The organism is Bradyrhizobium sp. Leo170 (assembly GCF_004296405.1).
Classification (GTDB): Bacteria; Pseudomonadota; Alphaproteobacteria; order Rhizobiales; family Xanthobacteraceae; genus Bradyrhizobium.
The window spans coordinates 24818-43478 of sequence record NZ_PSRR01000009.1 but is presented as its reverse complement, the minus strand read 5'-3'; the positions used below and the strand labels follow the sequence as shown (position 1 = coordinate 43478).

Below are 18661 nucleotides of genomic sequence, written 5' to 3'. Positions count from 1 at the left end.
GTATCGGTGGTTGCGCCTCCCCGCAACCAAGTAGACCTAAACTCCCGTAGCCAAAAGCTGCGGGAGTTTTCGTTTGTGTGCCTTTGCGGGTTGCGAGCCGCTGTCCAGCTCAGAACCGTCCCCAACTCGCCATAGCGTGTGGCATCGATTTGCCCGCGCTTGGCGCCAGGACGCAGCAGGATTCGTTCGATCAGGACACGCAGGGCCTGTGCGGCCTCTGCGCGATCTTCCGGATGGTTCAAGGCCTCGGTCAGGTACGCGACCTTCTTGGCATAAAGTTGCGAGGCGCTCGGGAGCATATTCGGGGTGTCGGCCCGCAATCGAAGAGCAGGACCGAGAGCTCCGCCTGGCGTGCTTCCGACCGAGGCGGTGACGGCTGTATCGGGTGGAGGGCTGGTGCACCTGTTCTCGCGGCTGTCAGCGTAGCGCTGGATCGTGCTTCTCAAATCGTCGGGCGTGTCGGCGATTGTCCGGGCGCCAGGAGAGCTGCGGCGAGGGCTGCTGCAGCCTTTCCGGGCCGCGCCCTCTCATAGATCGCGAATTCAAGGTCTGGCAGACGAGGCAGACCTTCTTCCGATCCCAGAACGCGCAGGCCAGTGACAACTGCGCTCACTGGAAGTGGCGTAATCGCAAGACCCGCAAGCGAAGCCGCGCGCACACCTGTCAGGCTGGGACTTGTATAGACGATCTCCCAGATCAGATTGCTTCGGTCGAGCGCGGCGAGCGCCGCCTCCCGCGAGACTGATTTGTCGCGATAAAGCGCGAGCGGCAATGTCGCTCCGGGAGCGAGATCGAAACTCTCCGCCGCCACCCAGACCAGCGGCTCGCGCCACACCAGCCGTCCGCGCGACGTGCCAAGCGGGCGCTTGGCGAACACGACGTCGAGCCGGCCTGCGCCGAGCTGCCCGATCAATTCCGCGCTGACCCCGATCTGCACCTCGAGCTTCACGCCGGGATGCAACGCCGCGAAACGACCGCTATGGGAGATCGCGCAGCACAGCTTTGCCGAGGCCGAAATCGCGGCTTTGCGCGGGCTTACGCCGGACGATCTTTGCGACCGCTTCTATGATTGCTGGACCCTGAAGAAAGCCTATCTGAAGGCGAGGGGCCTGGGCTTGCGTCTTCCGCTCGATCAGTTCGCGATCCTGTTCTCCGGCCCCGCTATCGGCATCAGCTTCACGCGCGAAATCGATGACGATCCCAAGCGCTGGCATTTCACCAGGCATTCGCCTTCACCGCGGCATCGGCTGGCGATTGCCGATGGCAGCGGAACGCCCGGCGGTCTGCCGATCACAATGCGACCGTGGCCGGTGCCGCTCGTGTGAATCGCTTGCTCGACGCTTGATCAGATATTGGTCTTCCCGGCGCCCGCGCCACGGCTGGGTCGGATGATGCCGTCGCGGATCAAATCACCGCAAATCTCCTTCAAGAGCGCTATGGTCTCGCGCGTGGCCCGGCTGACGGGACGTCCACGCGGCAAGGCCAGGATGCGGTTTGCATGCATCCAAGACAGCGGAACGGCCGAAAGCGCGCCGGCCTCGACCTCCCGATAGATTCCGGAATAGGGCATCAGCGCATAGCCGAGTCCCGAGGCCACCATGCGCTTCATGGAGATCGAGCTGTCGACGCGCAATCGGCTCGCGACCTCCGGCGGGAATGGCGAGCGGCTCAGCGGCAGCACGGCGCGTGGCAGGGTCTTGAATTCGGGGCGCGTGAGCTTGCCGCGCTTGAGCAGGGGATCGCGCGGCGGACCGATCAGGTAGGTCTGCTCGACGACAAGCGTGTCGTAATCGAGGTGATCGTTCGGTATCGGCGAGGTGAGGATGGCGAGATCGAGCTGGCCGCGCAGCAGCCGATCACTGGCCAATTCCGTCAGTCCCTCGCTGAGCTCCAGGCTCACGCGCGGAAGGCGTTCGACGACCAGTTGGGCGAGCGGCGGATAGAACACCTCGCCGAGAGAAGGCGGCGCGCCGAGCCGCACGGTGCCGCTCGGCTCGCGGTTCTCGGTGCGCACCTCGGCCTTGATGTCGTCGACCAGGCCGAGCAGCCAGCGTCCGCGCTCGAGCAGCACCTTGCCCGACTCCGTCACCGCGACGCCGCGCGCGGTGCGCGTCAAGAGCGCGCCGCCGAGCTCGTATTCCAGCTCCTTGATGTGCCGGCTGAGCGCGGATTGCGCGACGTTGACACTGCTTGCCGCCGCGCCAAAGCCGCCGCGCTCGGCCACGGCGATGAAGTAGCGGAGCTGGCGCAGGTCCATTGACGGCCTCCATCTCGAAACGAGATCGGAAGCATATCAAACATATTCTTGTGAGATGTCAAAAACGGCGCATCCTGCCGCCAACAAGACCAACGGGGAAGGAAACGCCCATGGGCACGTCTTCTGAGACGCCTCGCCGCGCGTCCGTCATGATCGTCGGCGGCGGGCCGGTCGGGCTCGCGATGGGGCTTCTGCTCGATCGCTTCGGCATCGACGCCGTCATTGTCGAGAAGAGCCCCACCACCACGGATCATCCGAAATCGCGCGGCTGCTGGGTGCGCACCATGGAGATTTTCCGCCAATGGGGCGTCGAGCAGGCGATCCGCGACCGCGGCCTGCAGGATTCCACCGACATGTTCGTGCAGGTCGAAAGCATCGCCGGCCGCGAGATCAGCCGCTCGCGTCCCGAGCCCAATCTCGGCCAGACGCCGGCCTGGAAATCGCTGGTCGCGCAGGACGCGGTGGAGGAGGAGATCTACAAGGTTGTGGCCCGCTCCAAGCTGGTGGAGGTGCATTTCTCGACCGAGTTCATGGGCTTCGAGGAGGCCGAGGACGGCGTCGTCTGCGAGACCCGCTCGGTGGAAACCGGCCGCGGCGAGTTCTGGAACGCCAAATATCTCCTGGCCTGCGACGGCGCCGGCAGCCAGACCCGCCGCCGCGCCGGCATCGACATGGTGGGGCCGGCGACGCTTGCGGTGATGCTCAACGAATATTGGCACGCCGATCTGTCGCGCTTTCCGATCACGCGCGAGGCGGCCGGCTACCAGGTCTATAGCGACAAGCCGGGCATGCCGCGGCGAGCCGGCATTCTCAACACCAACGGCCGCGACCGCTGGCTGTCGGTGATCCAGATCGGCGAGGAGAAGGACGAGCGGCCGCGGCCGTGGACCGATGCCGAGACGGTCGAGATCATCCGCGCCCATGTCGGCGTGCCCGATCTCGACGTCACGCTGCTCAACCGCTCGATCTGGCGCATGAGCAAGCAGGTCGCGTCGCAGTTCAAAAAAAACCGCGTCTTCGTGGTCGGTGATGCCGCACATCGCTTTCCGCCGACCGGCGGCTTCGGCTTGAACTCCGGCGTGCAGGATGCGCACAACCTCGCCTGGAAGCTCGCTTACGTGCTGCGCGGGATCGCCTCCGAGAAGCTGCTCGACACCTACGACGTCGAGCGCCGCCCGGTGGCGCAATCCAACGCCGACTTCTCCTACGGCAACCTGATCCGCTTCCGCCGGCTCGACGATGCGGTGCGCTCGGGCAATGAGGACCGCATCCGCTTCTGGGTCAATGATCTCGACAATCACCTGCACTCAATCGGCCAGGCGCTCGGCTTTTCCTATGAGGAGGGCGCGGTCATCCCCGACGGCACGCCGCGCGGCGGGCATCTGACGCGCTACTATTTCCCGTCCGATCGGCCGGGCGGGCGCTTCCCGCATCTGTGGCTCGACATGGCGCGGAAACACTCCACGCTCGACTGGTTCGACAAGGAGTTCACGGTGGTCGCCGGCCCGCTCGGCGGCGCCTGGCTGGAGGCGGGCCGCGCAGTGTCGGAGAAGACAGGCATTCGGCTGAACCTGCAGCAGCTGCCGAATGCGCATTCCTCCGACGGGATCCAGATGGGTCCGCGCGGCGCCGTGCTGGTGCGGCCTGACGGCCATGTCGCCTGGCGCATCCCCTACATCCCGGAAAATCCCGCCCGCGAGCTCGCCGCCGCGCTGCAGACCGTGTTGCACTAGCCATGGAGCGCATAGAAGCCAACGGCATCTCGATCAGCTTCAAGCGCTCGGGCGAAGGCCCGCCGCTGGTGCTGCTGCACGGCGCGGAAGCCGATCATGCCATGTTCGATGCGTTTGCTGCACACCTTGCGCCGCATTTCACCGTCATCGCCTACGACCAGCGCGATTCCGGCGGCACGCGCAATCCGGCCACGCCCTATGGTCTGGGCGAGCTCGCCGACGATCTCGCCGCATTGATCGCCGGCCTCGGCCTGTCGCGCGCCCATGTGTTCGGCACCTCGTTCGGCGGCGCCATTGCGCAAGTTGCGGCGGTCCGCCACCCGGCGCGCATCGACCGCCTGGTGCTCGCCTCGACGTTTCGGGTCGGCGTATCGGTGGCGTCGATCAACCCGGAAGGTTTTCCCCGGTTTGCCGAGCTGCGGGCGAAGCTGCCGGAGTCGCTGTCGGCCTTCGCCGAATATTTCTTCCCGCCCAGCTACATCGCAACCTACCCGCAGGCACTCGGCATTTTCAGCGGCAACAAGCGCGATGCCGGCCAGCGCGAGCGCCGCGGCGCGGTGCTGGCGCAACCGATCGCGATATCGCTCGCCGACATCAAGGCGTCGACCCTGGTGCTGGCCGGCCGCGACGATCGCCTGATCCCGCCGGCGCACACGCTGTCGCTGGCGCGCGAGATTGCGGGGGCACGCACGGCGGTGATCAACGGCGTCGGCCATGTCGGCACGATCCAGGATCCGGCCGCGGTCGCGGCGCAGGTGATCGCCTTTCTACACGGCAAAAAAACAGAACATATCGCGGAGGAGAACGACCATGGCGGAATTCGGGGAGGATCTGGTCACAGCCTATGACCGGGCGCGGCTCGATGCGCGTTACTGGATCAGCATCGCACTCGGCATCTCTACCAGCGTGTTCGACTATTTCGACTATTTCGTCGTCGGCTTCCTGGTCGCGGTGCTGGCGCCGCAATGGCAGTTGAGCTTCGGGCAGACCTCGCTGATCCTGCTCGCCGCAGGCGTCGGCGCCATCCTGGGATCGCTGGCCTGGGGCGCGCTCGCCGACCGCTTCGGGCGCAAGGCGCTGCTGGTGGCCGGCGTCACCCTGTGCGCGCTGAGTGCGGGCTCGGTCTCTTTCATCCCCGATGGCGCCTGGGTCGCCTTCGCCGTGCTCCGCTTCTTCGTCGGTTTCGGCGTCGGTGCCGCCGCCTCCGTCGCGGTGCCCCTGATCGTCGAATATACGCCGACCCGGCATCGCACGGTGATCACCAGCGCCACCGTGATTCCGGTCTCGCTCGGCATCCTCGCAGCCTCGCTCTCGGCCGCGACGCTGCTGCACCAGATCGGCTGGCGCGGACTGGCCGCGCTAGGTTTCCTGCCGCTCGTGCCGGCGCTCCTGATCGCGCTGATCATGCCGGAATCCGTGCGCTGGCTGGTGTCGCGCGGCCGCGATGCGGACGCACGCCGCATCGTCGCGCGCGCTTTGCGCGTAGCGCCCGAGGCGCTGCCGCCGCCGGCGGTCGAAAGCGTCAGCCGCCCGCAGGGCGCGGGCTTCTCCGAGTTGCTCGCGGAGCCCCGGCGATTCTGGCTGACGGTGATCGTCTGGTTCGGCGCCAGCACCGCCAATTACGGCGTGTTCCTGTGGGGGCCGACCATCGTTGCGCTGTTGACGGGCGTGTCGCCGGTCGAGGCCGCTCATTTGTTCGTGATCGTGTCGCTCACCGGCATGGTCGGGCGGGCCATCTTCTCGGTGCTGCCGCAATGGATCGGGCGGCGGCGTTGCGGCGCGATCATGGGCTACGCCATTGCGGTGTCGCTCGGCGCTGCGGGCGTATTTTTCGATCGCACCCTGTTCGGCTATCCCGCCTTCGTCGTGCTGCTGATCCCGGCTGCGTTGTTCTTCGACGGCGGCTTCTCCAACATCGCGCCCTACTCCGCCGAGATCTTCCCGGTTCGCCTGAGCGCGCGCGGCGTCGGCCTCGCGCAGGCGGCCAACGGCGTCGGCAAGATCGCAGGTCCGTTGTGTCTGGCACTTATCGCGGGCACCTCGAACCTGATCACGCCGAAGGCCACCATCGACGCGGTGACGCCGGCGTTCCTGTTTCTGGCCGCCTGCGGTCTTGCGATCGGGCTTGCCTTCACGCTGCTCGGCATCGAAACCCATGGCCGGCCGTTGGCTTTGGATGCGCCGCAAGCCGGTGAGACCGCGGGAACCGTGGTCGTCAGCCTCGGCGGCGAGCCGGAGGGCGTTGCGGCGCGGCCGACGCCGACTTAGCTTTCGCTTGAGGCTCCATCATAACAAACAAGGAAACGCATGATGCAAGAGAGCGTCCACACCCGAACGGCCTCCCGTGCCATCCCCTTCGACACCGGCAAGCTTGACCGGCTGATGGAGCAGGCAGGCCTCGACCTGCTGCTCGTCACCTCCAAGCACAATGTGCAATACATGCTCGATATCGAGCGCGCGATCTTCTTCGACTACATGGATGCGCTCGGCGTCAGCCGCTATCTGCCAGTGGTCATCTATGCCAAGGGCGCGCCGGACAAGGCCGGCTATGTCGCCCATCGGATGGAGACCTATCAGCGCCGGCTGGAGCAGCCATGGCTTAAGGAGGTGCGCATCTCCGGCAACGGCTCCGTCGATGCGATCGCAAGCGCGGTGGAGATGATCCGCAAGAGCGGCGTTCCCGCCAAGCGCATCGGCGTCGAGATGGCTTTCCTGCCGATGGATGCCGGCGACGCGCTGCGTGACGCGTTTCCGGACAGCGAGATCAAGGATGCGCTGTTCGTGCTGGAGCGGCTGCGCGCGGTGAAGACGCCGGCGGAACTGGCCAAGCTGCGCACGGCTTCCGATCTCGTGATCGCGTCCATGCTCGACGTCATCGCCCACCACGGCCCCGGCACCACCAAGCGGCAGCTGTTCGATGCGCTGAAGGTCGCGGAGGTCAAGCGCGGCTTGACGTTCGAATATTGCCTGCTGGCGGCAAGCACGAGCCACAACCGGGCGCCGTCGGAGCAGCGCTGGGAGCAGGGCGACGTGCTCTCGCTCGATTCCGGCGGCAATTATCACGGCTACATCGGTGATCTCGCCCGCATGGCCGTGCTTGGCGATCCCGATCAGGAACTGAAGGATCTGCTTGCCGAGATCGAAGCCGTGCAGCGCGCGGCCTTTGCCGTGATCAAGCCCGGCGCCATGGGCGGGGCGATCTACACCGCCGCCGAACGCGCGCTGAAGGAGACGAGCCAGCGCGACCACACCGAGTTCCTCGCCCACGGCATGGGCCTCGTCAGCCACGAGGCGCCGCGGCTGACCGCGACCGGCCCGGTTCGCTACGACGCCTATGATGCTGAGCGGCCGCTCGAGGCCGGCATGGTGATCTCGGTGGAAACCACGATGAAGCATCCGAAGCGCGGCTTCATCAAGCTCGAGGACACGGTGGCCGTGACCGCAACCGGGCACGAAATCTTCGGCGAAGGCGGCCGCGGCTGGAATTTAGGTGGCACGGCGGTGCGGTAAAAACGCCGCTGGCCTGGCAGTGGTCCGGCCGCGAACTCGGTTCACCTCTCCCATAGGGCCGAAAGTGATTCCCGCGGATTTGTGAATGTGATTCGAGTAGCAGTTCAACGGACGCCGTCACGATGCCTGCGCGTTGCACCCTCCAGCTCTCGCGCGAGTGTGCGCGGAATTGCCCGCGCATGCGCACGATTTCTTGCGCACCGAGTCGAGCTTCACAGGAAGCTCAGGTCGTCTGGCAGCTCGCCGAACTTCCGGATCAGTTTGACGTGGGCGAACTCGCCGCTGCCGGGATCTCCGGCCTGTTGAAGGCGATCACGCCGATGCAGCCTTTGCGAGAGCTTCGGCTCTCCCCCAAGTCCGGTTCTCGTCTGGGACGCCGCAACGAATTCGCAACGAATTGCGTGAAACGACCGTGAACAGAACGCGACCAATGCGGTCCCCATATCAAGAAAGATCAATAACTTAGAAGATGCTCACTGCGTTCGGGACGCAGTGGTCGCCCTCCGTACGTATTCGCCGAGGCTTTCGCTCAGCAGCCTCGGGCCTTCAGGCGCGGATCTGGTCGAGCATAAGCCGGACGTGCTGGCAGACGAACACCGTTTTTCAGCCGCAGCTCAATTGGTGGTTTTGTTCCACGACGATCGAAAATGCTTTATCTTTCAACGGAGATTGACTGACACTCTCTCCGCCATTTGTACGATTTTGTACGCCAACCTACTCTATTGAGCGATTTCGCGCGACAGCATTCGCGCAGGCGCCCTGACGCGCGCGGGGCCCGGACATGGGCGCTCCAATTCCAGGACAGTAACTCGTCCAGCCGGTGAGCCGGGTGAGCGGCAATACGGAGACATGGGATCCGTGAAGCACACCTGCGAGTTGATGCCGTTCATTTTCGACGATTATGCCGACTGCCGAACTACGCCTGTTGGTGTTGAGAAGTGTCGTCGTTTGCGCGTACTTGCGACTGCCTCCAGGCCGCTGCACTGGTGAAGAGGGATCAGCCCTGGCCCGCGATCGCCGCGGCCGCACGCTCGGCGATCAGGATCGTCGGCGTCTGGATGTTGCCAGAGATCATCATCGGGATCACCGAGGCGTCGGCGACGCGAAGGCCTTCGAGGCCGTGGACCTTGAAGGTCTGGGGATCGACCACCGCCATCCCGTCGTTGCCCATACGGCAGGTCGAGGAGGCGTGATACAGCGTGGTACAATGGCCGCGCACATATTCGGCGATGTCGGCATCACTGGTCGCCTCCACGCTCGGCGTGACTTCACCCTCGATCAGCTCTTTGAGCGGTGACTGGGCGGCGATGCGGCGGTTGATGCGCACGCCCTCGACCAGCGTTGCGATGTCGCGGCCACTCGGATCGGACGAGAAGTAGCGCGGGTCGATTGCCGGATATTCCAGCGGATCGGCCGAGCGCAAGGTCAGTTCGCCACGGCTGTTCGGCCGCTGCAATGTCGAGTGCAAGGTGATGCCCGGCTTCGAGGACAGGAAGCGGACGTAGTCACGGTGCGGGCTGATCGCGCCATAGAGCTGCAGGTCGGGCTCGACGTCCGGACGGCTGCGGACGTGCGCGCCGGCTGCGACCCAGGGCGAGGAGCGGGGGCCGCTGCGACTGTCCTGCCATTCCCTCAGGCTGGCCTCCAGGCTCTCATCGGTCCAGGCGCCGACACCGATCTTCTCCTTGGTGTAGAAAGTGATCGGAATGTTGATGTGGTCCTGGAGATCCTTGCCGACCCCGGGCAGGTCGTGCACCGGCGTCACGCCGACGGACTTGAGCTCGTCGGCGGGGCCGATGCCCGACAGCAGCAATTGCTGAGCGGAGCCGATCGCACCTGATGACATCACGACATCGCTCGCCGCCTGCGCGGTCTTGAGCTGGCCGTTCTCGAGATACTCGACGCCGGTGGCGCGGCCCTTTTCGACGACGATCCGGATCACGCGCACGCCGGTCTTGACGGTGAGATTCCGACGCTCCAGCGCCGGCCGCAGATAGGCCTTGCCGGTTCCGAACCGCTCGCCCTGCTTGATCACGAACTGGAAGAAGCCTGCACCCTCCTGACTGTCACCGTTGAAATCGCGATTGTGCTTGTGGCCGGCTGCCTTGGCCGCCTCCAGCCAAAGCTCCTCATTGGGGTCGACGAAGGGAACGTGGGCGACATAGAGCAGGCCCTTGGTGCCGTGCATCGGGCTGTCGGTGAAGTCGGCATTGTTCTCAAATGCGATGAAATCCAGCAGCACTTTGCGCCAGCCCCAGCCGGTGCATCCGGCCTTTTCCCAACCGTCATAGTCGGAGGGCAGGCCGCGGATATAGATCATCGCATTCATCGCACCGGAGCCGCCGACCATCTTGCCGCGCGGCCAGAACACGCGGCGGCCGCGGCAGCTGGCCTGCGGCTCGGTGTAGAAGCCCCAATCGACCGCGGTGTTGAACATCGTCGGCCAGTCCGACGGAATGTCCGACGCCAACGGCGCGGCGCGGCCGGCTTCCAACACCAGCACCTTGCGGGCCGGATCTGCGGACAGCCGGTTGGCCAAGACGCATCCGGCCGAACCGGCGCCGACGATAATCGTATCGTACATCTCTCGCTCCATGGGTCACGCCGGCGTGTCGCCGGATATCTCTGCTGTCATCGCGGGATTGCGCGTGCGCAAGCGGCGCAAGCGGTCCCAGATGCTCTCAAAGAGGCCGATCAGCCCGTTCGGCATCAGCACCATGACGGCGGCGATGATGATGCCGAGCCCGAGCGAGCGGAATTCGCCGATCTCGCGCATCGCCTCGTCGGCGGCGACCAGCACGATGGCGCCGACCAGCGGTCCCCACAGCCGGCCGATGCCGCCCACGACCACCATGGCGATGATGAAGAACAGCTGCGAGAACGACAGCACGCCAGGACCGATCGCGTTGAAATGCGCGGCATAGAGCCCGCCGGCCAGGCCGGTGAAGAATGCCGACAGCCCGAACACCAGGAGCTGCATCTGGAAGCGGCTGATGCCGCGAGCTATGGCGCAGCCGGGATTGTCGCGCAACGCGCGGAAGGCGAGCCCGATCGGGCCGCGGATGATCGCCCAGGTGAACACCATCGTGATGGCGAACAGCGCCACGACAAGCGCGTAGTTGGCGACCAGGAACTTGGCCTTGAACATCGCGCGCGTGCCGAGATCACCGAAGCGAGCGAAGCCGACGGCGCCGCCGGTGAGTTGCCGGCATTGGGTGCCGACCATCACGAAGCAGTCCGTGTCGGTGACGATCAAAAGATACATCACCTGCGCGACCGCAAGCGTCAGCAGCGCAGTATAGGCGCCGCTCAGCCGCAGGCAGGCCGCGCCGATCACCAGGCTGAATAGCACGGTGGCAACAGCCGCGAGCGGCATCGCGGCCCAGATGTTGAGGCCGAAATAGAAGCACAGCATCGCGGTGGCGTAGCCGCCGAATCCGAACAGCGCCATCTGCGCCAGCGAGAAAACGCCAGAGAAACCGAACAGCAGGTTCCACTGCGAGGCGACGATCGCATAGAACAGGCCCAGCGTGACCTGGCCGATCACGTAACGGCTGTCGACATAGAACGGCAGCGCGACCGCCGCGGCGAGGACGACGAGGCCGACCAGGAGATGGGCGAGATCTTCGCGTTTCACATGGACCTCACAGACGCCGCACTTCGACCCTGCCGAACAATCCGCCGGGCCGGCGGATGAGCACCAGGATCACGATGGCGAGCAGAGCAGGGAAACCCCATCGCGCGCCGGCCAGGAACTGGACCAGCGCCTCGACGATGGCGAGACCGAACGAGGTGATGATCGCGCCGGGCAGATTGCCGAGCCCTGCCACCACGCACATGATGAAGGCCTTCAGCATCGGATCGGCGCCGAGCGAGGGCGAGAGCTGGGTAATCGATGACACCAAGACACCGCAGACGCCGGCGAGCATCCCGGACAGGATCAAGACCTGCAGATAGACCCGCGCGACCGGCACGCCCATCAGCTTGGCGGCATCAGGGTTCTGTGCAGTGGCACGGATGGCGCGGCCCGTCTTGGTGCGGGTCAGGAACAGCGCAGTGGCGCCCATCAGTGCGATGGCGCTGACGATGATGATGAGGTTCTGCCAGGGCAGCGCGAAGCCGCCGAGATTGATCGCGCCGCCAACCGAGAGCGGCTGCCCCAGCGGCTGGCCACCATAGAGCCGCAGCACGGCGTTCTCGAGCGTGAGCGCGACGCCGAAGGTCGCGATCATGATGGTGGTCTCGAAGGTCTCCGGGCTGCGGCGCGACAGCGGATAGGCGACCAGCACGAAGATCAGCGCTCCGATCACGCCGCCGACCGCGGCAGCGGCAAGCACCGCAAGCGGCACCGGCAACCCGAGTTGGCTGGCCGCCGTGAAGGCCGCGTAACCACCGAGCGTCAACAGTGTGCCATGCGCCATGTTGAGCATGCCGAGCGAGCCCCAGACCAGCGACAGACCGAGTGTCGCCAGCGCGTACAGAGCGCCGGTGGTGATGCCGGAGACGAGTACGGGTCCTATGATCTCCACGTCGTCAGCCTCCGAGATAGGTTGCGAGCAGCTCGTCGCGCTGCAGCAGCACGGCCGGTTCGCCCGACCAGACGAAGGCGCCGTTGTCGAGCAGATGGATGCGGTCGGCGATGTCGGCGACGCGGGCCGGGTTCTCCTCGACCAGCAGGATGGTGCGGCCGCTCGCCTTCAGCCGCGCGATCACCTCGTAGATCTGCTCGATGATGATCGGCGCGAGGCCGAGCGACGGTTCGTCGATCAGCATCACCGAGCCGTTCATCATCAAGCCGCGGCCGATGCCGACCATGCGCCGTTCGCCTCCGGAGAGGCTGGCGGCGATCTGGGTCTGGCGCTCGGCAAGCTTGGGCAGCAGGGTGAACACCTCGTCGAGCCGCCGCGCCACTGCCGCCTGGTCGGAATCGAGATAGGCGCCCATCAGCAGGTTCTCGATCACGCTCATCCCTGCAAACAACAGATCACCCTGCGGCACATGGATCACGCCGCTGGATGCCACGCGATGCGCCGGTTGGCCGGAGATCACGCGGCCGTTCAGCGATATCGATCCCTTGCGCACCGGAAGCAGGCCGGAGATCGCACGCAGCAGGGTGGATTTGCCGTGGCCGTTGGGGCCGACGACGGTGACGAGCTCGCCCGGATCGAGCGACAGCGATACGCCGGTCAGGACGTTACGGCCGTCGTAGCCGGTGACGAGCCCGTTGACGACGAGGCAGGGAGAGTTCGACGGTTCAACCATGCGCGCTCATCTCAGGCTGCTTGATGAAGAAGGCCTTCAACCGGCTGGTCGCGGCCTTGCCGAGATAAGTCTCGACCACGGTCTGGTCGTCGGCCACCGCCGCGGGCGCGCCTTCGAAGATCGATTTGCCATGGTGCATGATCACGACGCGCGTCGACAGCGAGAGCAGGAAGCGCATGACGTGCTCGATCAGCAGGATCGCAATCCCCGAGGCCGACAGCCGCTTCACGACGTCGGCGATCCGGTCGACCTCTGACGGGCTGAGGCCGCCGACCGGCTCGTCGAGCAGCAGCAATTGCGGCGAGGTCGCAACGGCGCCGGCGATCATCAGCAGCTTGCGGTCGAGCACCGGCAGGTCACGCGCGATGCGCTTGCGCCCGGCAAGGCCGACGAGATCGAGCGCTGTGGCGGCGCTCTGCCTGGCGGCACGGCTGATGGCAAAACCGGGAAAGCGGCGTTCGCTATGGCCGAAATGCGCGGCCACCTCGATATTCTCCTGCACCGACAGGCTGTCGAAGGCCGCATTGAGCTGAAAGGTACGGGCGATGCCGGCGCGGCACACCTCGTGCGCCGCAAGACCGGTGATGTCACGTCCCGCAAACAGGATGCGGCCATCGGTGATCGGGGTGACGGCAGTGACGACGTCAAAGAACGTCGTCTTGCCGGCGCCATTCGGCCCGCCGAGGCCGACCACCTCGCCGGGCCGGACGGTCAAGGAGAGACCGTCCACCGCGCGGAGCGACCCGAACGTCTTGGTCACGTCCTCGCAGACGAGCAGTGGATCATTCGTCTGGTCAGGAGAGGTCACCGCGCCAGCCTCTCACGCCTTGATCCAGGGCGGCAGCTTCATCGCGTCGGTGGCGTAGAGCGGAGGCGCGATCAGCTTGGGATCGGTGCGATAGTCCTGGTGTTGCAGGAACTGGTGCGCCATGCCGAGCGAGGGATCCTTGACCTGGGTCGGATAGCAGAACGCGGACTGGCCCTTCGGATCGGCGTGATAGATGCCGTTGACGCCGCGATAGATCAGCCGCTTCATCGCTTCCGAAACCTTGCGGGTCTGCTCCTTGTTGTTGGGCTCGCTGGCGCCGCCGGCGATCGCTGCCGACAATGCGTAGTGCCAGAGCCCGTCATAGGTCTGCGAGCCCGTGATGAAGGCAGCGTTGGCGCCGAACTTCTCGCGATAGGTCTTGCGGTAGGCCGCGGAGAATTCATCCGGCAGGCAGCCGATCACGGTGGAATAGATCACGCCGTTGATGGCTTCCTTGCCGATCTCGCGAAACGCCGGCAGCGATGGTCCGTACTGCATGTAGACCAGGCTCTGCGTCGGCTCGGGCAGGAACTGGGTCATGAACTGCGCCAGATCCTGCGGCAGGAAGTGCGTCACCGCAATCGCGGCCGGCGGATCCTGGCGCAGCTTGGCAAGCGTCGGTCCCCATTGATTGGTCGGGAAGGGCACGGTCTCGTAGAGCCCGAGCTCGAAGCCGAACTCCTTGACCCGGTCGCGGATCGCGTTGGCGATCACGATCGAATATTCGTTGGCCGAGGGGATGATCGCGATCTTCTTGTTCGGCGGATTCCACTGCTTGCTGTCGATCAGCGACTTCAGGAACAGCAGGAAGCCGGGGCCGTAGTAGAACTCGGGCGGGTCGCCTTGGAAGCACGAATAATAACGCTGCGGGTCGCTGAGGAACTTGGTGTTGTGCGAGATCAGCGTGTTGTAGTGCACGAAGATGACGTCGTTGTCGGCGGCGACATCCATCTCCACCATGTTGGTGCCGACATTGTAGCCGTTGATGATCGCGCCGGCCGAATGGCGATCGATCAGGCGCTGCATCGCCTGGGTCACGATGTCGGCGCCCATCTCCTTGGTGTCCTCGATCTCGATCTGGATCGGGCGTCCGAGGATGCCGCCGGCGGCGTTGATCTCTTCGGCGGCGAGCGTGAGGCCGTTCTTGAACTCGATGCCGTCTGCGGCGGCGAAGCCGGACATCGGCAGTGCCGAGCCGACCTTGGCCGGTGCGCCCGCCGCGCGAGCCCCGCCGTTCAAGCTCGCCAGCATTGCAATTGAACCTGCGCCGGCGGCAACGCCGCCGAGAAGTGAACGTCGGTCAATCATGAGCGTCAGTACCCCTCGTCAATGGCGCGGACAATCCGACGCCTCCCTCTAGAGCAAGAGATGCACGGCGGCCGTTGTTGCACGAACCATGCCATGGCATCCGGCAATCACGTGCATCGACAACACCATCGAGTGAACTCAGCGCGTGGCAGGAAGCTGCGCCACCAGTGCAGCGGCGGCCTCGACCACTGCGGCCTGATGCGGCTGCAGATCGTTGCCGCCCCATGCGGCCATCAGCGGCTCCCAGGGATCGGCGATATGTGTCCGCACGCCCGACAGCTCCTCGAGCACCGCAAGCCCGCAATAGGGCGCGTACATCTCGGAATAGCCGCCTTCATGTGTCATCAGGATGCGGCCATTGCACAAGGTTTTGGCGGCGGCGAGCAGCATGCGCGTCATCTCGCGATAGGCCGCCGATGACAGCATCATGCGGCCAAGCGGATCGACACCCGACGCATCGAAGCCCGATGCGACCACGATCATGTCTGGCGCAAAGCGATGCAGCGCGGGCAGCACGACGCGCTCGAATGCCGCGCGATAGGCGCCGACGCCCGATCCCGGCGGCAGCGGCACGTTGATGTTGTAGCCTTCGCCGGCACCAGCGCCGTTCTCAGCGAGCGCGCCCGAGTTCGGCGGAAATAGATTGTCCTGATGCAGCGAGATGGTGAGCACGCTGGGGTCTTCGTAGAAGATCGCCTGCGTCCCGTTGCCGTGATGCACATCCCAGTCGACGACGGCGACGCGGCCGACCTTGCCCGTCGCCTGCAGATGGCGGATTGCGACCGCTGCGTTGCCGAACAGACAGAAGCCCATGCCGAGCTGGGGGCGCGCATGATGTCCGGGAGGGCGGACCAGCGCATAGGCATTGGTCACCGCGCCGGATGCGACCGCTTCGCCCGCGGCGATCGCGCCGCCGGCCGCGAGTAGCGCGATCTCGTAGCTGCCGGCGCCGAGCGGCGTCAGCTCGCTGGCATCGCCGCCGCCGGCATCGCTGAGGCGCTTGATATGCGCGATATGCTCTGACGTGTGGACGCGGGCGATCTCGGCGACCGTCGCCGAACGCGGCTTGATCTGCACGAGCTCATCGAGCAGGCCGCTGACCTCGACCAGATTGCGGATGCGGCGCTTGGTCTCCGGATTCTCCGCATGGGTCCCTGGCTGGATCGTCAATCCCGGCGGAAACACCTGAGCCCAGTTGCCGGTGTTATGCCACATGTAAAGTTCATGGCAGACGAACCCAGTAGCCATGCGTGCAATCCTTCGTCCTGACGCGCCGCCCTCGTGTTGATCTATTCGACCGCGCTGATCGCCTCGTCGAACGTGTCCGCAATCTTGTCGGCATGTTCGGTCGTGAAGGTGAGCGGCGGGGAGATGATGAACGTATCGGCGAGGTTGCGGATCAGGATGCCCTTGGCGACGCAACGCTCCCAGATCCGCTGGCCGAAATTCTCCGCCAGATCGAACGGCCGCTTGGTTGCGGGATCGGCGACCAGCTCGATGCCGATCATCAGTCCCTTGCCGCGCACGTCACCCATGTTGGGATGGCGCGTCTGGATGTCCTTCAGCCGCGCCAGCAGATAGGCGCCGACCTTGCCGGCATTGGCCGGCAGCGCTTCCTGCTCGACGATGCGCAGATTGGCGATCGCGGCCGCGCAGGCGAGGGGATGCCCGGCATAGGTGTTGCCGTGCATGAAAGCGCGCGGCGTGAACTGGGACTTGTCGTCGGACTGGAAGGCCGCCGCGACCTTCGCATTGATCAAGGTCGCGCCAAGCGGGATGTAGCCGCTGTTGATCCCCTTGGCGAACACCATGATGTCGGGCTTCACGCCCCAGGCGCGGCTGCCGAACATGCTGCCGGAGCGGCCGAAGCCGGTGACGACCTCGTCGGCGATCAGCAGCACGCCGTGGCGATCGCAGACCTCGCGCAGCAGCGGCCAGAAATTCGCAGGCGGCACGATCACGCCGCCGGCGCCCTGCACCGGTTCGGCCATGAAGGCCGCGACGCTATCCGGACCCTGATAGATGATCTCGCGCTCCAGCAGCTCGGCGCAGAGCCGGCCGAGTGCCTCCGGATCCGACGTGAAGGGATTGCGATAGACGTGCGGTGCCTCGACCTGGAAGAAGCCCGGCAGCAGCGGCGTGAATTGCTCCTTGTAGACATTGACGCCGCCGGCCGACAACGCGCCGAGCGTCACGCCATGATAGGCGCCGCGCAACGAGATGATCTTGGTGCGCAGCGGCTGGCCGGCGAGCCGCCAATATTGCTTGGCGAGCTTGATGGCAGCTTCATTCGCCTCCGAGCCGCCGGATGAGAAGAATGCACGGACCATGCCTTCCGGCTCGGCCAGCCGACAGAGCTCGTCCGCGAGCGCGACCGACGGGCTGTTGGTGGTGTTGCCGAAGGTCGAATAGAAGCTGAGACGATCGAGCTGTTCGATGATTGTCTGTTTGATCTCGGGCCGGCCATGCCCGACATTGACGTTCCACAACCCGGCCTGTCCATCGAGATAGCGGCCGCCCTGGCCGTCCGAGACATAGACACCGTCACCGCCCTCGATGCAGATTGGCGGGTTCGCGGCGAGGAAGTTGGCATTCGCGAAGGGGTAGACGACGTGACGAGTCAGCGTGTCGTTGTTGCGAGCGGCTGCCGTGGTCATGTTCTCGTTCCTCTCGACATGTGTTTCCCCCGGAACTTCGATGTTCCCTGCCTCAAGGAAAACACAGGAGTCAAAATTGGTCAAATGACCAATTTTGTGCAACATGCAAATTTGTGCGTCACGGGATAGACAGTCGTCGCGCGCATTGGAGAGACGGATGACAACTGCAGGACGTGAGCAGATCGGCGCCAAGGGCGAACGGACGCGGCGCCAGATCATCGAGGGCGCCTTGCAGGCGCTCGCGACCGGCGGCGTCGCGGCGACGACGACCCGCGACATCGCGGCCGGTGCCGGCGTTCGGCTCGCCACGCTGCACTATCATTTCGAGAGCAAGAGCGCGCTGCTGCTTGCGGTGCTCGAACATCTGATCGATGAGACGATCACGGCGCTGCGCGAGGAGACCGGCGAGACGGCTAACATCGCAAGCTGCATCCGCGAGTCCCTGCGTGCCGGTTGGCGCTACCTGACGCGAACGCTCGAGCTGCAGATCGTGCAGTACGAGCTAACCTTGTACGCGCTCCGCCGTGACGATGCAGCCGGGCTCGCGGGTTATCAATATGATGCATATATCAAGGTCTATCAGGACATCCTGCAGGGCGTTGCTGCGCGCACCGGCGAGCTCGATGCGGCGGGATGCGCCGACGTTGCGCGGTTCATGCTAGCCGGTATTGATGGACTATTGTTGCAGGAGCTGGCGAAGCCGAACAGGACCAGATCATCGCGCGCGATCGAGACGCTGATCGCGGCGACTCAGGTATTCGCAAGCGGGCTGTCGAACGAACGCAAGACGAGCAAGCGCGCGGCGCCGCGGAACTGAGGGCTACAGCATGCCTAGCACACCGTCGCCAGGTTCGTGACTACGACGCGTAACAATGCAGTGTCTGCCCAATCCGTCGCCGCTCACTCGTGCGATTTTATCGATTGTGGGTCTGCTTCAAGAGCGACGTCCGCTGGTGGCGTTCGCGCGAATGCTTCCTCACCTCAGCTGGCTGGCTTGACCGAAGTGTTGAGTTCAATGCCCTTCTCATAGGCGAACTGCCCATCGGAGGGCGGTTTAGCGGGAGGTCCGGGACAGCTTGAGCGCAATCCTGCTGTAGAAGTGGTCAAAAACCACGTCGACTCCCGC

The 18661-nt window shown here is 65.1% G+C and carries 15 protein-coding genes and 2 pseudogenes; 6 read left to right on the top strand and 11 right to left on the bottom strand.

The features are described 5' to 3' along the window. Nucleotides 1-442: 442 nt before the first annotated feature. The gene (locus CWO89_RS03375) at nucleotides 443-988 is read right to left on the bottom strand and encodes a LysR substrate-binding domain-containing protein (protein ID WP_282529636.1); all 546 of its coding nucleotides are present in this window, start codon (nucleotides 986-988) and stop codon (nucleotides 443-445) included. Between CWO89_RS03375 and CWO89_RS03370 the strand changes: the two genes are divergently transcribed. Continuing rightward, entirely contained in the window at nucleotides 909-1325 is a 417-nt protein-coding gene (locus CWO89_RS03370) for a 4'-phosphopantetheinyl transferase family protein (RefSeq protein ID WP_283813496.1), read from the top strand. The genes CWO89_RS03375 and CWO89_RS03370 overlap by 80 nt on opposite strands. A 20-nt stretch (nucleotides 1326-1345) precedes the next feature. Here CWO89_RS03370 and CWO89_RS03365 read toward each other — a convergent pair whose 3' ends face one another. Beyond that, complete coding sequence (locus tag CWO89_RS03365) at nucleotides 1346-2257, bottom strand: LysR family transcriptional regulator (RefSeq protein WP_130577252.1); 912 nt, start codon at nucleotides 2255-2257, stop codon at nucleotides 1346-1348. A gap of 110 nt (nucleotides 2258-2367) precedes the next feature. Between CWO89_RS03365 and CWO89_RS03360 the strand changes: the two genes are divergently transcribed. Genes CWO89_RS03360 through CWO89_RS03345 form a run of 4 tightly spaced genes read left to right on the top strand, consistent with a single transcriptional unit; the run spans nucleotide 2368 to nucleotide 7500 of the window. Next, nucleotides 2368-3990 carry an FAD-dependent monooxygenase gene (locus tag CWO89_RS03360; protein WP_130577251.1) on the top strand — a complete coding sequence of 541 codons (1623 nt, stop codon included), beginning with the start codon at nucleotides 2368-2370 and terminating at the stop codon, nucleotides 3988-3990. A 2-nt stretch (nucleotides 3991-3992) separates the two neighbouring features. Beyond that, a complete protein-coding gene (locus CWO89_RS03355; RefSeq protein WP_130577250.1) occupies nucleotides 3993-4838 on the top strand; it encodes an alpha/beta fold hydrolase in 846 nt (281 codons plus the stop codon). Beyond that, on the top strand, nucleotides 4801-6258 hold the full coding sequence (locus CWO89_RS03350; protein ID WP_130577249.1) for an MFS transporter: 1458 nt from the start codon (nucleotides 4801-4803) through the stop codon (nucleotides 6256-6258). The genes CWO89_RS03355 and CWO89_RS03350 overlap by 38 nt, the downstream gene beginning before the upstream one ends. 42 nt (nucleotides 6259-6300) lie before the next feature. Further along, a complete protein-coding gene (locus CWO89_RS03345; protein ID WP_130577248.1) occupies nucleotides 6301-7500 on the top strand; it encodes a M24 family metallopeptidase in 1200 nt (399 codons plus the stop codon). Between the two features lie 787 nt (nucleotides 7501-8287). Here CWO89_RS03345 and CWO89_RS47550 read toward each other — a convergent pair. The 9 genes and pseudogenes from CWO89_RS47550 to CWO89_RS03305 form a co-directional block, all read right to left on the bottom strand. Continuing rightward, nucleotides 8288-8399, bottom strand: a pseudogene (locus tag CWO89_RS47550) (transposase domain-containing protein); the annotation flags it as partial. Between the two features lie 98 nt (nucleotides 8400-8497). Then, nucleotides 8498-10084 (bottom strand): GMC family oxidoreductase, encoded by a 1587-nt coding sequence (locus CWO89_RS03340; RefSeq protein ID WP_130577247.1) that lies wholly within the window; start codon nucleotides 10082-10084, stop codon nucleotides 8498-8500. 15 nt (nucleotides 10085-10099) lie between these two features. Next, nucleotides 10100-11137: a branched-chain amino acid ABC transporter permease gene (locus CWO89_RS03335; RefSeq protein WP_130577246.1), complete on the bottom strand. Its 1038-nt coding sequence runs from the start codon at nucleotides 11135-11137 to the stop codon at nucleotides 10100-10102. Between the two features lie 7 nt (nucleotides 11138-11144). Then, the gene (locus CWO89_RS03330) at nucleotides 11145-12029 is read right to left on the bottom strand and encodes a branched-chain amino acid ABC transporter permease (RefSeq protein WP_130577245.1); all 885 of its coding nucleotides are present in this window, start codon (nucleotides 12027-12029) and stop codon (nucleotides 11145-11147) included. Between the two features lie 4 nt (nucleotides 12030-12033). Further along, the gene (locus CWO89_RS03325) at nucleotides 12034-12762 is read right to left on the bottom strand and encodes an ABC transporter ATP-binding protein (RefSeq protein WP_130577244.1); all 729 of its coding nucleotides are present in this window, start codon (nucleotides 12760-12762) and stop codon (nucleotides 12034-12036) included. Continuing rightward, nucleotides 12755-13495, bottom strand: a pseudogene (locus CWO89_RS03320) (ABC transporter ATP-binding protein); the annotation flags it as partial. The pseudogene CWO89_RS03320 and the gene CWO89_RS03325, both read right to left, overlap by 8 nt. Before the next feature lie 87 nt (nucleotides 13496-13582). Continuing rightward, nucleotides 13583-14878 (bottom strand): ABC transporter substrate-binding protein, encoded by a 1296-nt coding sequence (locus CWO89_RS03315; RefSeq protein ID WP_130577242.1) that lies wholly within the window; start codon nucleotides 14876-14878, stop codon nucleotides 13583-13585. Nucleotides 14879-15016: 138 nt separating this feature from the next. Beyond that, complete coding sequence (locus CWO89_RS03310) at nucleotides 15017-16126, bottom strand: histone deacetylase-like amidohydrolase (RefSeq protein ID WP_130577241.1); 1110 nt, start codon at nucleotides 16124-16126, stop codon at nucleotides 15017-15019. Between the two features lie 41 nt (nucleotides 16127-16167). Next, nucleotides 16168-17535 carry an aminotransferase class III-fold pyridoxal phosphate-dependent enzyme gene (locus tag CWO89_RS03305; protein ID WP_130577240.1) on the bottom strand — a complete coding sequence of 456 codons (1368 nt, stop codon included), beginning with the start codon at nucleotides 17533-17535 and terminating at the stop codon, nucleotides 16168-16170. Nucleotides 17536-17692: 157 nt separating this feature from the next. On the opposite strand from CWO89_RS03305, the gene CWO89_RS03300 reads away from it, so the two are divergent. Further along, nucleotides 17693-18352, top strand: a complete 660-nt coding sequence (locus CWO89_RS03300) for a TetR/AcrR family transcriptional regulator (protein ID WP_165420972.1) — start codon at nucleotides 17693-17695, stop codon at nucleotides 18350-18352. Nucleotides 18353-18661: the final 309 nt, after the last annotated feature.